The 15,873-nt window shown below is 64.5% G+C and carries 13 protein-coding genes and 1 tRNA gene; all 14 read left to right on the top strand.

From position 1 onward, the window contains the following. The 14 genes from O3656_RS04195 (at window position 1) to O3656_RS04130 (ending at window position 15,866) form a co-directional block, all read left to right on the top strand. Entirely contained in the window at window positions 1-1,764 is a 1,764-nt protein-coding gene (locus O3656_RS04195) for an ABC transporter ATP-binding protein (protein WP_500062764.1), read from the top strand. 327 nt (window positions 1,765-2,091) lie between these two features. After that, complete coding sequence (rplJ, locus tag O3656_RS04190) at window positions 2,092-2,613, top strand: 50S ribosomal protein L10 (RefSeq protein WP_500062763.1); 522 nt, start codon at window positions 2,092-2,094, stop codon at window positions 2,611-2,613. Between the two features lie 92 nt (window positions 2,614-2,705). Then, window positions 2,706-3,086 carry a 50S ribosomal protein L7/L12 gene (gene rplL / locus O3656_RS04185; protein WP_003792291.1) on the top strand — a complete coding sequence of 127 codons (381 nt, stop codon included), beginning with the start codon at window positions 2,706-2,708 and terminating at the stop codon, window positions 3,084-3,086. 1,416 nt (window positions 3,087-4,502) lie between these two features. After that, window positions 4,503-4,799, top strand: a complete 297-nt coding sequence (locus O3656_RS04180; RefSeq protein WP_500062762.1) for a hypothetical protein — start codon at window positions 4,503-4,505, stop codon at window positions 4,797-4,799. 137 nt (window positions 4,800-4,936) lie between these two features. Continuing rightward, a complete protein-coding gene (locus tag O3656_RS04175) occupies window positions 4,937-5,731 on the top strand; it encodes a MerR family transcriptional regulator (protein ID WP_500062761.1) in 795 nt (264 codons plus the stop codon). 107 nt (window positions 5,732-5,838) lie between these two features. After that, window positions 5,839-5,910, top strand: a tRNA-Asn gene (locus O3656_RS04170). 59 nt (window positions 5,911-5,969) lie between these two features. Continuing rightward, a complete protein-coding gene (locus tag O3656_RS04165; protein ID WP_500062760.1) occupies window positions 5,970-7,151 on the top strand; it encodes a hypothetical protein in 1,182 nt (393 codons plus the stop codon). Beyond that, complete coding sequence (locus O3656_RS04160) at window positions 7,148-7,504, top strand: MGMT family protein (RefSeq protein WP_500062759.1); 357 nt, start codon at window positions 7,148-7,150, stop codon at window positions 7,502-7,504. Before O3656_RS04165 ends, O3656_RS04160 begins: the two co-directional genes overlap by 4 nt. Before the next feature lie 189 nt (window positions 7,505-7,693). After that, entirely contained in the window at window positions 7,694-9,211 is a 1,518-nt protein-coding gene (locus O3656_RS04155) for a sugar ABC transporter ATP-binding protein (protein WP_500062758.1), read from the top strand. After that, window positions 9,208-10,212, top strand: coding sequence for an ABC transporter permease (locus tag O3656_RS04150; protein ID WP_500062757.1), 1,005 nt, complete (start codon window positions 9,208-9,210; stop codon window positions 10,210-10,212). The genes O3656_RS04155 and O3656_RS04150 overlap by 4 nt, the downstream gene beginning before the upstream one ends. A 92-nt stretch (window positions 10,213-10,304) precedes the next feature. Beyond that, the gene (locus O3656_RS04145) at window positions 10,305-11,366 is read left to right on the top strand and encodes an ABC transporter substrate-binding protein (RefSeq protein ID WP_500062756.1); all 1,062 of its coding nucleotides are present in this window, start codon (window positions 10,305-10,307) and stop codon (window positions 11,364-11,366) included. Window positions 11,367-11,555: 189 nt separating this feature from the next. Beyond that, on the top strand, window positions 11,556-13,319 hold the full coding sequence (locus tag O3656_RS04140; RefSeq protein WP_500062755.1) for an L-fucose isomerase: 1,764 nt from the start codon (window positions 11,556-11,558) through the stop codon (window positions 13,317-13,319). Between the two features lie 167 nt (window positions 13,320-13,486). Next, a complete protein-coding gene (locus O3656_RS04135) occupies window positions 13,487-14,896 on the top strand; it encodes a rhamnulokinase (RefSeq protein WP_500062754.1) in 1,410 nt (469 codons plus the stop codon). Beyond that, window positions 14,871-15,866 (top strand): LacI family DNA-binding transcriptional regulator, encoded by a 996-nt coding sequence (locus O3656_RS04130; protein ID WP_500062753.1) that lies wholly within the window; start codon window positions 14,871-14,873, stop codon window positions 15,864-15,866. Before O3656_RS04135 ends, O3656_RS04130 begins: the two co-directional genes overlap by 26 nt. The last annotated feature ends 7 nt before the right edge of the window (window positions 15,867-15,873 follow it).

The following is a 15,873-nucleotide window of genomic DNA, read 5'->3' as shown; positions in this document are numbered from 1 at the left end:
ATGCTCGACCTCATCCCCCGGCTGCGCGAACCCCTCTCCGAGCAGGGACGAGCCGACTTCGTTCAAGCAACCGTGCTGTCCTGTGTCGTCGGAGCGGTACGCGGCGTCTCCTTGGTCGCCTTCATCCCGGCTGCGATTGCCCTGACCTCGGGCGCGCCCGCGTGGGGTATGAGCCTGGGATCGTGGCTCGTTGTGCTCGCTCTGTGCGCCCTTACCTCCTTTGTCGTCGAGTACCTGCTCGCCATGCGCTCCTATTCGGTGGCCTTCGACTTCCTGTCGAACATGCACCGTGCGATCGGCGACAAGGTGGCGTCCCTGCCGCTCGGGTCGTTCCGCGCGGACACGGCTGGAAAGACGTCGCGCCTCGTCTCGCGCGAGCTCATGGTTCTGGGCGAGATCTTCGCGCACATGTATTCGCCCCTCATCGCCGCTATCGTCACCTCGGCGACGATGCTCGTTGGTATCGCCGCCTTTTCGCCGGTTCTCGGGGTCGTGTGCCTGGTCGCAATTCCGATCGTCGGTGGGGGAGTGTGGGTGGCGCGCCGATGCCTGCAGTCGGGGGCCGCCCTGAAGGAGCCTCCCGCCCGCGAGCTGTCGCACCGCATCGTCGAATACGCGACCAAGCAGGGGGCGCTGCGCGCGTGTGGGCGCTCCGCCTCCTACGAGCCCCTCCAGCGGGCCGAAGACGCCTACGGGGTGGCCGCGCGTCGCTCACTCATGAGGGAGACGGTTGGCCAGATCGTCAACGGCATGGCCGCCCAGCTCGTCGTCGTGACGCTCATCTGCGCGATGGGGTGGCTCGCGGTCGCCGGTAGCGTCAGCCCCGTGGAGGCCATCGTCTCCATTGGCCTGCTCCTGCGCTTCACGCAGATCCTTGTCGACATCGGGACGCTCACCTCCGCGTTCGAAACCCGGCGCCCGGTCCTCGACCTCAGCCACGAGATCCTCTCCGCCCCCGAACTGCCCGCCCCCAAGGGCGTGCGACGCGCGGACGAGGCCCCGGCCTCGTCGGGCTCGTCGGTTTCCCTCGAGGAGGTGTCCTTCTCCTACGAGGCCGACCACCCCGTCCTGCAAGGCGTGTCCTTCCGCGTCGAACCGGAGACGATGACCGCGATCGTCGGCCCCTCGGGCTGTGGTAAGACCACCATCGCACGCCTCATCGCGCGCTTCTACGACGTGGACGCGGGACGTGTACTCGTCGGTGGTGGGGACGTTCGGGACTGGGATACTGCCGACCTCATGGCACAGCTGTCTCTTGTCTTCCAGGACGTTTACCTCTTCGACGACACCCTCGAGGCTAACGTGCGCGTCGGAAACCCAGACGCGACCCGGGCTGACATTGAGGAAGCAGCCCGCCTGAGCGGAGTCGACGAGATCGTCGAACGCCTGCCGCTCGGCTGGGACACCCCCGTCGGGGAAGGAGGCCGCGCATTGTCCGGAGGGGAACGCCAGCGCGTCTCCATCGCCCGCGCGCTCCTGAAAGCCGCGCCCATCGTCCTCTTCGACGAGGCCACGAGCGCTCTCGACCCCGAGAACGAATCACGCATCACCGACGCCATGGCCGCCCTGCGACGCGACGCAACACTCATCGTCATCGCCCATAAGCTCGATACGATCACGGCAGCCGACCAGATCGTCGTCCTCGACGAGGACGGCCGCGTCGCCCAGATCGGCACGCACGCAGAGCTCTACTCGCAGGAGAGCGGCCAGTACCGGGCCTTCTGGGACGCGCGCTCGCGGGCATCGGGGTGGAGTCTCGTCTGACCGGGGGCGGGGCCTGCCTCGCGCATCTGCCCAGCGGAGGACTGTGCGCGCGGTCGGCCCCGGCCTCGTGCACCCGATGGCGTGCTCAGCGGCTGTTTGCCTGCGTGACCGGCCCCAGCCTCGTCTGTGAAACGCGCCGCCATGCTTGCGTGCGCCTGCCCGCCCTGTTAAGCTGATCCGTGCCGAAGACCGTTGGTGTCCACGCTAGTGGAGGAAAATCCAACGCAGGTGAGTGAGCAGCCTTGTGCTGCAATCGAGCGTACGCCCGACACGATCCTGCGTGTCGGGTTTTTTCTTACCTGCGGTCACGTATCTGGAAGGAGGACCATGGCGAAGTCCGACAAGGTGGCAGCAGTTGCCGAGCTCGTGGAGCGCTTCCGCGCAGCCGACGCTGTCCTGCTGACCGAGTACCGCGGCCTGACCGTCGGCCAGCTCAAGCAGCTGCGTCGCGGCCTGGGCGAGAACGCGACCTACGCCGTGGCAAAGAACACGCTTGCGCGCCTGGCGGCCAAGGAGGTCGGTCTCGACTTCCTGGCTGAGGACCTGAAGGGCCCCACCGCCATCGCATTCGTCTCCGGCGAGCCCGTCGAGGCCGCCAAGACCCTGCGTGATTTTGCTAAGGACAACCCCGCCCTCGTGCTGAAGTCCGGCGCGATGGACGGTGCTCAGCTGAGCGCCGAGGGTGTCAAGAAGCTTGCCGATCTCGAGTCCCGCGAGGTCCTGCTGGCCAAGGCCGCAGGCGTCCTCAAGGCCAAGATTGGTCAGGCGGCGTTCGCATTCAACGCTCTGCCCGTCAAGGCAGTGCGCACCATCGATGCTCTGCGCGAAAAGCAGAGCGAGGCGGCCTGACGAGACAGGCCATGTTCCACGCCGCCACCGTGGCTGCGTGAAACAAACCAACAATCTGCACTCGTGCAGGCCAATTAGGAAGGATGCCACTCATGGCTAAGCTCTCCAATGACGAGCTCATCGCAGCTTTCAAGGAAATGACCCTCATCGAGCTCTCCGACTTCGTGAAGCTCTTCGAGGAGACCTTCGACGTTGAGGCCGCTGCCCCCGCAGCCGTCGCCGTTGCCGCCCCGGCCGCCGACGCCCCCGCCGCCGAAGAGAAGGACGAGTTCGAGGTCGTCCTCGAGTCCGCCGGTGACAAGAAGATCGCCGTCGTCAAGGTCGTCAAGAACCTGGCCGGCCTGGGCCTCAAGGAAGCCAAGGACCTGGTTGACTCCGCGCCCTCCACCATCTTCCCCGCCGCGAAGAAGGAAGACGCCGAGAAGGCCAAGGCTGAGATCGAAGAGGCCGGCGGCAAGGTCACCCTTAAGTGACTTTCCCCGTCTGAATCGTTCAGACTCTTCCACCCGACTGGGTGGGCGAAACCCCGTCCCGCATCTGCGGGGCGGGGTTTCCGCATGCGAGAGCCGGGCTGCGCCGTGGGCGGCGGCCCGCCCGCGAGCCGTCCGCGCTGCGAGCCTTCGGTGCCGCTCGTTGTTGCTTGTGGCACCGCTGGTGTTCCGGGCGCCGTCGGGCCCGGCCGCCCGCGAGGCTAGGCGGCCTCACTGCGTTCGGCGCCGCGCCTCGAAGCCCGCCCTGGCCCTCCGGACCCTCCGGTGCCCTCCACACCAGTGGGGCCTTGTCGCTGTGAATAGCCCAGCCAGGCCCTGCCGCCGTCCACAGGCGCCGCAGCCAGGCCCATTGGAGTCGCAGCCAAGCCACACCCCAACCCCACAAGCCTCACATCCAACCCTCCCAGCGCTCATCGCTGAGTCCACACCCAATTTCGCACGTAATTCCCCCACGACTCTTTCAAACTTTGAATACCGATCGTTGGAATTGCAACGTTTGTGGATGGTCTCGAAAAGTGACCGTGGGAAATTATGTGCGACTTATGTTTCGCTCGGGTCCTGCCACCGCCTATGGGCACCGCAGCTCGACTTCTCCGGACCCTCCGGCGCCCTCCACACCAGTGACGCGTGGCGTGCTGTGTGTTGCCAGGCGCGTCGGTGCGACTCAGGCCAGGCCCTGCCGCCGCCCACGGGCACCGCCGCCTTGTCAGCGCGGCTATTGTGGGTCTAGCACTTTCGCATGCAATTCCCCTGTGACTATTTCAGAATTTGAATTGGCATCGTTGGAATTGCAACGTTTCTGGGCTTTGTTGAAAGTTCACGCAATCGAATTGCATGCGGAATTTCTGGCAAGTGTCTCCGTCGTCACTCGGGAGGTAGCGCAGCCCCGTGCAACGGCTTCCTCGCATGCTGTGCATGCGGATAGGTTGTTGCTATCTGGATAGGTTATGAGCATCCGGATAGCTTATTAACCTATCCGCATCGTCGTAACCTATCCGCATCGTCGTAATCTATCCGCATCGTCGTAATCTATCCGCATCGTCGTAATCTATCCGGATCGTCAGCGACCATGTCAGTGTCACCCCGTGCCCCACAGGAGAGGTGAGGCTTTGGCATGTTATTCGGTGTTGGCGGGGTGGGCCCGCGATGGCCGGTACAAAATTCTCCCTGCTCGGCTTCTGTACTCTGCGAGCGGTACATAATTCTCCCTGCTGATGCATTTTGGGCAAAAACAGCCGTTTTTTCGCGAGCTGGGAGAGTTTTGTACCGCCAAGGGTGTGTGACGCTGGTTGTTGGGAGAGTTTTGTACCGGGGTGGGCGTTTAGTGATGCCGTTGGTTTCACAGTTATGACGTCCCTGTGCTCTGGGCGCGAAAAAGTTCGCCATGTGCGATCTGACGTGAACGCAAACGCGAAAAAGTTCGCCCAGCGAGGGAAAAATGGCCTAAAAATCGCGGTTCATGGCACGCTGGGCGAGTTTTTTCGCGAAAACGCCGCTGGCGTGCCTATGCTGGGCGAACTTTGTCGCGCAAGGGGCCGGATGTGCTTCGTGCTGGGCGAACTTTGTCGCGCAAGGGGCCGGATGTGCTTCGTGCTGGGCGAACTTTGCCGCGCAAGGGGCCAGATGCGCCTCGTGCTGGGCGAGTGTTGTCGCGCCCAGGGCACCGGGGTGTTCTTCTGGGTGACCGGACGTTGAGGTGTTTTCAAGCTGACTGTTACGCTGGCATTTTCTTCCATGTGGCCGCGACGCGGACACGCCCTCCCGCGTGACCACGACATGGAAACTCTCTTCCGCTTGACCATGACGCGGCGTCAGGGGTCAGAATCGATGTCATGAGCAACGACACCATCCTCTACACGGTCGGGGAGGTCGCTGAGCGATTCTCGCTGACGGTGCGAACGCTGCGCCACTGGGAGGCGCAGGGCCTCCTTGCACCCACCGCGCGGAGCTGGTCGAACTACCGGCTCTATTCGCGCGAGGACTGCGTGCGTGTCCAGCGGATTGTCATCTACCGGGCGACGGGGATGAAGCTGATGGACATCAAGGCTCTCCTCGACTGTGGAGACTCTGAGATCGAACACCTCAAGAGGCAACGAGAGAGCCTTCTTGCTCATCGCCGCGAGACGGACGCAATGATAGACGCACTAGACATACTGTTGGAGGATGCAATGAATGACAACGAGCTCACCGTGGAAGAGGTCGGGAAGATCCTGGGAGACGCCGACTTTGCAGCGCACCAGAGCGAGGCCGAAGACCGTTATGGTGACACTGACGACTGGCGTGAATCACGAGAGCGCACCGCTTCGTGGCAAACCGCCGACTGGCGTGACAACGCCGAGCGATTCCACGACATCGAAAGCAGGATGATCGATGCGATCCGCGACGGCGTAGCTCCGGATAGCAAGGAAGCGGAAAGCCTCGTCGAGGAGCACAGAGAAGCCCTCAGTGAGTTCTTTCCGGTTACACCTGCCAAGCACTACATCATGTCTCGCGGGTACATCCATGACGAGCGATTCCGGGCTCACTACGACTCGCAGTATGTTGGCTTCGCGCAGTGGCTTGCCGATGCGATTGAGGCGGCTGCGAGGCATCGGGGAATTAACCTCGAGAATCCGACGTGGGGGTGAGCGCACCCGACCCCGAACTTGATGTCAGTGACGCGCAGCATAGCCTTTGAGGCCGCTCTGGCTTGCCAGTTTCGAATAGTCTCTGCTACCATTTTCTCTTGTCGCAATCCTGCGTAGCTCAACGGCAGAGCATCCGACTGTTAATCGGACGGTTACTGGTTCGAATCCAGTCGCAGGAGCAGATGCCCCGAGTTCTCATGAACTCGGGGCTTTTTGTTGATCGGGGAGGAGTGGATAGATGCAGGCTATCGCTGATCACGCCTACCACATTCTGATCATCGTGTTCGTTGCGACGACGATCGTCGAGGTGATCGTCAAGGCCGTGAATAAGCCGCGCAAGAAGAAGTGCGGGCCGGTTGCCCCCAGAGAGAGCGCGGCCGAGCGTGAGAAGCGCATGCGAGAGCGCTATGCGGCTTTTGGGGATCGTTGGCGGGAGTGGCTGGATCGGCCCCGGGAGAGTGGCGACGCTGGCCGTCTCGTGACGGCTGCGAGCATCTGGGGAAGCCCCGAATCGGGGGCGTCTTTCCCTCGGCGCTTCCACGACAGTCAGCTGGGAAAGGTCATGCTCGATAAGCGCAGCTACCTGGCGATGCTGGACGCGCCCGCCGATGCGCTTCAGCCGAGGCGCGAGCTTGCCCCGGCCTCGTGGGCGACGATGCGTCTCGACGTGTGGGCGCTGCACTCTAAGGCTGCACAGAAGCCTCGTCTCATGCGCGTGTGGATCAGTAGGGATCGTGCGCTCGTGGAGCTGCATCGCACGCGCGTCGTGAAGGTTGATGAGATCCTCCCCAGCGAGATCGTTGGGTTCGTCCGAGGCTTCACGCGCCTCGGCCCGCGCACGGGCAAAGTCGACGGCCTGCGCTGGCTGCCCGCCGAGGCGATGGAGCTGGGGGAGAGGCCCCTGTGGAACACGTTCCGCGTCCTGCGCGGAATCTCTGGCGTCGCGCCCGAGGGATCGCCCATCGCCGATGCGTTGCGTGCGGGGGACTATCATGCGTTTGCCTTCGTGGTTTGCCGCGCTGAGAACATGTGGAGAGCGCCCTACGCGCATCTACGCATCCTGGATTGTGCTGGCGTCACGTACCAGGTGGGCGACGCGTTCGTCCGGGAGTCCTCCGACGCGCGGTGGGCTCCTTCCGCAGCTGAGGGTGCGGCCTTGCCGCAGGCGGGTGATACGGAGGATGTACAGGCTCCTCGACGAGGCCGTGGCCGCCCGGGCGAGCAGGGTGCCCTGAGGAGGGGAGGCGGCGTGGTGGCCGAGCCGGGTGCGGCCACCGGTGGCGATGGGAGGATTGTGAACCCGATGTCATCAGGGCTGCTCGGAGATGAACCTGGGCCTATGGCGGATACGGACCTCGCCGTGGTGCCGATCGACCCTCGCGAGGTGCTCTGGGCGGTCGAGAGGATGATCGAGCTGTGAGGGAGGAGCTCGTTGAAGCTGTCCTGAGGGTCGTGGAGGAAATCCCGGTGGGGCGTGCGGCGACGTACGGCATGATTGCGCGGGCGGTCGGTACCGGTCCGCGCGTTGTGGGGCGGATCATGCATGACTGGGGTGGTGGGGTCCCGTGGTGGCGTGTCGTGAACGTTCACGGAACTTTTCCAACAACTGTACGAGGTGAGGGAATTTCTGAGTGGGAGAAAGAGGGGATGCCTCACGATCCAGAGCGAGGAAAATTGCATCTTGACAAGTGCGTTGTTGAGCAGGCCTGGCTTGACGCTGTCGCACGAACGGTCATTGAAAATCTGCAGAATTCTGCGGAATTGTCAGGCTAAAGCCCGACGGTCCTTGATTACGATTTGGTTACGCGTCTTTCGATTTCGGTCGCGTAGACCCCTGTGATGCTCTACTCTAAAGAAGACGCCGAAGAGGGCGATTCTCCGGAGCGGTGACCGTTAGCGTTAACGAAGCCGGGGAAGAAAACTCCAGAAACAGAGAAGTTACTGGTACCCAAGGGGTGAGAAGTGACGAACTTACTAGAGCTAAAGGGGATCTCAAAGACGTTCCCCGGCGTGAAGGCGCTGTCCGACGTGGACCTCGACCTTCGACCCGGTGAAGTCTTGGGTCTCTGCGGTGAGAACGGAGCGGGCAAGTCCACGCTCATGAAGGTGCTCACCGGTATTCACAAGTCCGACCCGGGCGGCGAGATCTGGCTGCAGGGAGAGAAGGTCGACATTCAGTCGCCGGAGCACGCACGTGACCTCGGCCTGTCGATCATCCACCAGGAACTCAACATTGTTCCTGACCTGACCGTCGCCCAGAACCTGTACATCGGTCGACCCGGTACGTCCAAGTTTGGCTACGTCGACGACCGCAAGATGGTTCGTGATGCGCGCGAGCTCTTCGAGCGCCTCAACATGAACATCGATCCCACCGCCTACTGCCGCGACCTGCCGGTTGCGCGCCTGCAGATGGTGGAAATCGCACGCGCGCTGTCCTTTGATTCGAAGATCCTGGTCATGGACGAGCCCACGGCTCCTCTGACGACCACCGAGACCGAATCCCTGTTCGAGCTCGTGCGCGACTTCGTGTGCCCGACGACCGGCCTGATCTTCATCACGCACCGCATGCCCGAGCTCACCGAGCTCACCGACCGCATCTCGGTCCTGCGCGATGGCAAGTACATCGGCACGGTGGACACGGCCACGACGCCTATGAGCGAGGTCGTCAAGATGATGGTTGGCCGCGAGGTCCCCGCCGACGCGCGCCCCACGACCAAGCCGCTCTCCGACGAGGCCGTCCTGCGCGTCGAGCACCTCTCGACCGTCAAGGTCGTCCACGACGTCTCCTTCGAGGTCAAGAAGGGCGAAATCTTCGGCTTCGCGGGCCTGGTCGGCGCCGGCCGCACCGAGGTCGCCCGTGCGCTGTTCGGCGCTGACCCCCACACCGAGGGCGACATCTACGTCCACGGTAAGAAGGTCTCGATCAAGGGCGCGACGGACGCGGTCAAGAACGGCATCGGCTACCTGTCCGAGGACCGCAAGCAGTACGGCCTGCTCCTCGACAAGGACATCTCTTTCAACACGGGCCTGGCCGCGATGAGCCACTTCACCACCGCGACCGTCGTCGCAACGAAGAAGCTGCGCCGCGTCGCCCAGGACTACGTGGAGAAGCTGCGTACCCGCACCCCCTCCGTGGACGTCGAGCTGCGCAGCCTCTCGGGCGGTAACCAGCAGAAGGTCGTCGTGGCCAAGTGGCTGGAACGTGACACCGACATCCTGATCTTCGACGAGCCGACGCGCGGCATCGACGTGGGCGCGAAGGATGAGATTTACACGCTGCTCGAGGATCTGGCGGAGCAGGGCAAGGCCATCATCGTGATCTCCTCGGAGCTGCCCGAGGTCCTGCGCCTGGCCAACCGCATCGCCGTCATGGCCCATGGCCGCATCATCGGCACCCTCAACAACGAGGAAGCCACCCAAGAAAACATCATGGAACTGGCCACCGTCGGCCAGGAAGAAGCGAACGGAGAAGTCGCGTGAGCACCGTCGTCGACAACAAGGGCCTGGAGGCGCCGTCGCCTGTCAAGACCTTCCTGAAGAACAACATGCAGCTGATGCTCGTCACGGTTGCTCTGTTCGTCATCCTGCTGTTCTTCAGCATTGCAGCCAACGGCTTTGCGAAGCCGAACATCTACCTGGACATCGTTCTTCAGTCGGCCTACACGGGCGTCATGGCCCTGGGCGCGACCTTCGTCATCGCGACTTCCGGCATTGACCTCTCCGTCGGTACGGGCATGAGCCTCGTGGCGGTTATGGCCGGTATCTTCCTGGCGGGCGACAAGATGAACCTGCCTCTGGGCCTCGGCCTCCTCCTGACGCTGCTGGTCGGCATGGCGATCGGCCTGGTCAACGGCCTGAACGTCTCGATCCTGGGCCTGCCGCCCTTCATCGCGACGCTGGCCATGATGATGGTCGCCCGAGGCCTCGCGCTGATCATCTCGGACAAGGCTTCCATCACGATCGCGAACACGGGCTACAAGGCAATCGCGCGTGGCGAGATCATCCCCGGTGTGGCCAACGCCGTCCTGATCTTCGTCGTCCTCACTGTCCTGGCGACCTTCCTCATGAACAAGACGCTGCTCGGCCGCTACTCCCTCGCGATCGGCTCCAACGAGGAGGCCACGCGCCTCTCCGGCGTCAACGTGCGCCTGTGGAAGATCATCATCTACGTCGTCGCGGGTGCTTTCATGGCTATTGGCGCGGTCCTCTACTCCTCGCGTGGTGGCCTGGTCCAGCCCGCTGAGGGCGTGGGCATGGAGCTTAACGTCATCGCCGCGGCTGTCATCGGTGGTACGTCCCTGTCGGGTGGCCGCGCCTCGATCCCCGGTGCCCTGGTTGGCGCGATCATCATGGAGACCCTGAAGAAGGGCCTGACGATGATGGGTATCGCCGCCGAATGGCAGTTCGTCGTCACCGGTATCGTCCTGCTGCTCGCCGTCGTCATCGACAACATCCGCCGCGTTCGCGAGAACGCCGCCTGATTCTTACCCATTCAATTCACCCATCGTGGACCGACGTCGGTCCACACACCCAAGGGCGGGAATGACCCCGCCACCCCACGAAAGGAATACCAATGCGCCCCATCGGACGTATCTTCGCCGCCGCCGCTGTCGGCTCCATGGCCCTGGGCCTGGCTGCCTGCACGACCTCGTCGGACTCCTCCGCTCCCGCGACTGACACCAAGACCGGTGACTCCTCGGGTGCGACCAAGGTCGACACCTCTGCCAACGCTCAGGATTGGGAGAAGGCTGCGGTCAAGGGCGACGGCACCAAGACCATCTACCTCGTCTCCAAGGGCTTCCAGCACCGCTTCTGGCAGGCCGTGAAGGAAGGCGCCGAGCAGGCTGGCGAGGAGCTGGGCTACCAGGTCAAGTTCGTCGGCCCGCAGGATGAGACCAAGGTGACCGAGCAGACCGACCAGCTGAAGTCCGCTCTGGACTCCGGCCCGGCCGCCATCGGCTTCGCTGCCCTCGACTCTAAGGCTGCCGCCGACCTGCTCGACGAGATCAACAAGCAGGGCATCCCGGTCGTCGCCTTCGACTCCGGCGTTGACTCCGACATCCCCGTGACCACCGTCCAGACGGACAACAAGGCCGCCGCCGCCGAGGCCGCCAAGCACATGATCGAGCTGCTCAAGGACAAGAAGGGCTCGGTCGGCATGGTCTGCCACGACTCGACCTCCACCACGGGCAAGCAGCGCTGCGAGGGCTTCAAGGAGTACTTCAAGGCCAACGCTCCCGCCGACCTGAAGCTCCTCGACGAGCAGATCGCCGGTGAGGTCACCAAGGCCGCCGACACCTCCAAGGCCATCATCCAGGCGAACGACGACATCGTCGGCATGTACGGCTCCAACGAGGCCGCCGCCTCCGGTATCGTCCAGGGCTCGCAGGAGACCGGCAAGGATGTCACCGTCGTGGGCTTCGACTCGGGCAAGACCCAGATTGACGCCATCAAGGCCGGCACCGAGGCTGGCGCCGTCACCCAGTCGCCCGTCAAGATCGGCTACTACACGGTCAAGGCTGCCGTCGTCGCCATCAACAAGGGCGAGCTGCCCAAGGTCATCGACTCGGGCTTCGCCTGGTACGACAAGACCAACATCGACAACCCCGACATCAAGGCGAACCTGTACGAGTGAGCCGATAGCTCCATCGGGCACGAGGCCGGGGCCGGGGACGTAACGCACTGAACCGGTGGCCCGCCGCGGGTCCCGCTCCACGACGGTGGGGTGGGACCCGCGGGCCCGGCACCTTTTTATTCACAGGATCCGAGGGGGCGAGCGCCCCCGCGCTCCGACATCGACGTCATCATGAGGGATGAAGGAATAATGACAAACCACCCCCGCATCGGAATCCGCCCCACTATTGACGGCCGCCGTAAGGGCGTTCGTGAGTCGCTCGAAGAGCAGACCATGAACATGGCGAAGTCCGTCGCCGAGCTTTTTTCTTCCAACCTGCGTTACCCGGACGGCGACCCCGTCGAGGTCGTCATCGCTGACACCACGATCGGCCGCGTCCACGAGGCCCAGGCTTGCGCCGCCAAGTTCCGCGAGAACAACGTCGGCCTGACCGTGACGGTCACCCCCTGCTGGTGCTACGGCACGGAGACCACCGACATGGACCCCGCGATGCCGCACGCCATCTGGGGCTTCAATGGCACGGAGCGCCCCGGCGCCGTGTACCTTGCCGCCGCCCTGGCAGGCCACGCTCAGATCGGTATCCCCGCCTTCGGTATCTACGGCGAGCACGTGCAGGACGCTGACGACACCTCCATCCCCGAGGACGTGCGCACCCGCCTCCTCGACTACGCGACCGCCGGTCTGGCCGTTGCGCAGATGAAGGGCGAGGCCTACCTGTCCATGGGTTCCGTCTCCATGGGTATCGCGGGCTCTGTCGTCAACCCCGACTTCTTCGGCTCCTACCTCGGCATGCGCAACGAGTACATCGACATGTCCGAGTTCACCCGCCGTATCGATGAGGGCATCTACGATCCCGAGGAGTACGAGAAGGCGTACCAGTGGATCCGCGAGAACTTCAAGCAGGGCAAGGATTGGAACCCGCCGGAGTGGCAGTACCCGGAGAAGCACGAGGACTGGTGGAAGTTCGTCACCAAGATGACGCTCATCGCCCGCGACCTCATGCACGGCAACCCGCGCCTGGCCGAGCTGGGCTTTGAGGAAGAGGCCGGCGGCCACGGCGCCATCGCGGCAGGCTTCCAGGGCCAGCGCCAGTGGACGGACCACTTCCCGAACGGCGACGTTCTGGAGACCATCCTCAACACGAACTTCGACTGGACCGGCATCCGCCAGCCTTCCGTCGTGGCCACCGAGAACGACTCGCTCAACGGTGCGTCGATGCTGTTCGGCTACCTGCTGACCAACACGCCGCAGATCTTCTCCGACGTGCGCACCTACTGGAGCCCCGAGTCCATCGAGAAGGCCACCGGTTGGAAGCCCGAGGGCCGCGCTGCCGCCGGTCTGCTCGACCTGCGTAACTCCGGCTCGACCACGCTGGACGGCGCCGGCAAGGCTGTGCGCGACGGCAAGAACGTCATCAAGCCCTGGTACGAGCTGACCGAGGAGGACCGCGACGCCACGCTCGAGGCCACGACCTTCCACCCGGCCTCGACAGGTTACTTCCGTGGCGGCGGCTTCTCGACCCACTTCCGCACCTCCGGCGAGATGCCCGTGACGATGTGCCGCATCAACCTGGTGCGCGGCCTCGGACCGGTCCTGCAGATCGCCGAGGGCTACACGGTCGAGCTCCCCGACGAGGTCGCCTACACCATCGAAGAGCGCACCAACATCGAGTGGCCCACCACCTGGTTCGTCCCGAACCTGACGGGTGAGGGCGCGTTCAAGAGCGTCTACGACGTGATGAACAACTGGGGCGCTAACCACGGCGCGATCTCCTATGGCCACATCGGCGGTCAGCTCATCACGCTGGCCTCGATGCTGCGCATCCCGGTCAACATGCACAACGTCCCCGAGGAGCGGATCTTCCGTCCCAAGGCGTGGTCGCTGTTCGGCACCGAGTCCCTCGAGGCCGCGGACTTCCGCGCCTGCGACACCTTCGGTCCGATGTACCGCTGATGCAACTCCCGGTCGGGCTCGGGTGTCCTCTCTCCCCGGGCCCGACCGGGCCACCCCCTCGGGGCTCTTTTCCCGGGACGCAGCCCCGGCCTCGCCGATGAGGAAAGCTGCACGAGAACCCAACGACGGGACACGCCGAGCCAGGGCGTATCTGGAGGAGACCTTCAATGACCACCGTACTTGCTGTTGACCTTGGATCCGCGTCCGGACGAGTCCTCGCCGGAACGCTACGCGATGGCCGCCTGGATGTCACGGACATCCATCGTTTTAAGCACGAGGCGCGCCGCCGGGAAGATGGCACCCTCACGTGGGACGTGGCCACGATGGAGGCCGAGACGATCACCGGCTTGAAGAAGGCCCTCGAACGCTTCCCCGATGCCCGCGCCGTTTCCATTGATACCTGGGGCGTGGACTGGGCCCCCCTCGATGAGAACGGTGAACTCGTCGGCGATGTCGTCGCCTACCGCGACGAGCGCACCGCCCGCACCCTGGATGCTTTCCGCGAGCGCATCGGCGACCGCGAGTTCTTCGACCTGACCGGCAACCAGCCGGCCACCATCAACACGGCGAATCAGCTTTTCGCCTACCTGCGGGAAAATCCCGACGACGCCCGGCGCGTCGCTGCTGCCCTCTTCCTGCCCGACTACTTTGCGTACCGTCTCACCGGTGTCGTCGGCTGGTCGCGTACGATTGCCTCGACCTCGGGCCTGCTCACCCCCGGCGGTGGCGACTTTAACGACGAGGTCTTCTCCCGCCTGGGCATCCCGCGCGGCTGGTTCGGTGAGCTGTCCGCCGACCGGACCGTTGTCGGCCCCTGCACGGTTCCCGGCCTCGAAACCCTGACCGTCGTACGCGGTGGTGCCCACGACTCCGCGTGCGCGGTCCACGGCCTGCCCATCGAGGAGGGCAAGCGCGCCTACTTCCTGTCCTGCGGCTCCTGGTCGGTCCTGGGTGCCATTGAGGACAAACCCCTCATGAGCGACGCCGCCTTCGACCTCGGCATTACGAACGAGGGTCGCACCGACGGGGGAGTGCGTCCCCTCTTCAACATCACCGGCATGTGGATCCTTCAGGAAATCCAGCGCCAGTGGGAGCGCGAGGGCACGCCCACCGACACCGACGAGCTGGTCGCCCAGGCCCGCGAGCTGCCCGCCGCATCCGGTGTTTTCGATCCCGACGAGGAGGCCTTCGCCACCCCCGGCGATATGCAGCGCAAGATCGACGAGGCCCTGGACGCCCAGGGCGCGGCCCGTCCCGACTCCATGGCGGGGTACGTGCGGGTCATCATCGAGTCTTTCGCCCGCCGTTACGCGCGCGCGATTGGTGAGCTCACCGAGGCCACGGGGAAGGCCCCCGACCAGCTCAACCTCGTGGGCGGCGGCGCACGTAACCGCCTGCTGTGCGACCTGACCGCCCAGATCTCGGGAGTCACCGTCGTGCGCGGCCCCATCGAGGCCTCGACCTTCGGTTCTCTCCTCGCCCAGCTCGAAACCATCGGTGCTCTCGCCGAGGAAGATCGCGCCTCCGTCATCGCAGCCAGCGCAGCGACCCATGTCCACGTCCCGACCCGCGGCTAAAAAAGTCTCCCTGGCCGACATCGCGCGGCGCGCGGGCGTCTCGACGAACACCGTGTCGCGCGTGGTCCGCGGGGATCCCGAGGTCTCAGAAAAGACGCGTGCGCGCATCTCGAAGCTCGTCGAGGAGCTGGGCTACGTGCCCAACTACGCGGCGCGCGCGCTCGCGGCCAAGCGCACGAACGTCCTGCAGGTCGTGCTGGCGGCCCCCATGTTCCACGGGCACGGGCGCGTGCTGCTGTCGATCCTCAACGCCTCGTCGCAGGCCGGCTACCACGTGTCCCTGTCCTACGCGTACGGGCCGGATGGGCAGTTGCGCAACGACTTTGCTCCCTTCGATGTCGACGGCGTCATCATCCTGGGCGGCCAGGATCCGACGATCGACGTCGCAATCGAGGCGGGCAAGCGTTTCCCGACCGTCCTCGTTCTGACGAGTGAAAAAGGGCTCGATGGCATCTCGACGGTTGCCGTCGACAACGTGCGCGGGGCGCGCTTGGCCACAGAGCACCTGCTCGCCCAGGGGCTCACCGACGTCGTTCATATCTGTGGGCCCGCCGGCTGGTCGGACGCGCAGATGCGCAGGCTCGGCTACGAGCAGGCATGCCAGGCGTACGGCATCGAACCCGTCGTGCTCCAGCCCGACTCCTGGGACTCGCGCGACGGCTACGACGTGATGCGCGCGGCCGGGCGACTGCCTGAGGGCGTGCAGACCGCCAACGATCAGCTGGCCCTCGGCGCGATGCGCTACATCTACGAGCGCGGGGGAGTGGTCCCGCGCGACGTGCGGGTCGTCGGCTTCGACGACATCGACGGCGCGGACTCCTATGCACCCCCGCTCACGACGATCCACCAGCCCTTCGATCGCCTCGGGCGCACCGCCGTGCGCCTCGTGCGTTCGCTTATGGGCGGGGGACACTCCCAGGACATTGTTCTCGACCCCGAGCTGGTCATCCGGGCCAGTTCACACCTGTAAGAAAGGC

It is taken from the genome of Pauljensenia sp. 27098_8_83 (genome assembly GCF_041432695.1).
GTDB lineage: Bacteria > Actinomycetota > Actinomycetes > Actinomycetales > Actinomycetaceae > Pauljensenia.
Note: the sequence above shows the minus strand (reverse complement) of the source record. Positions and strands in the feature narration are given on the sequence as shown.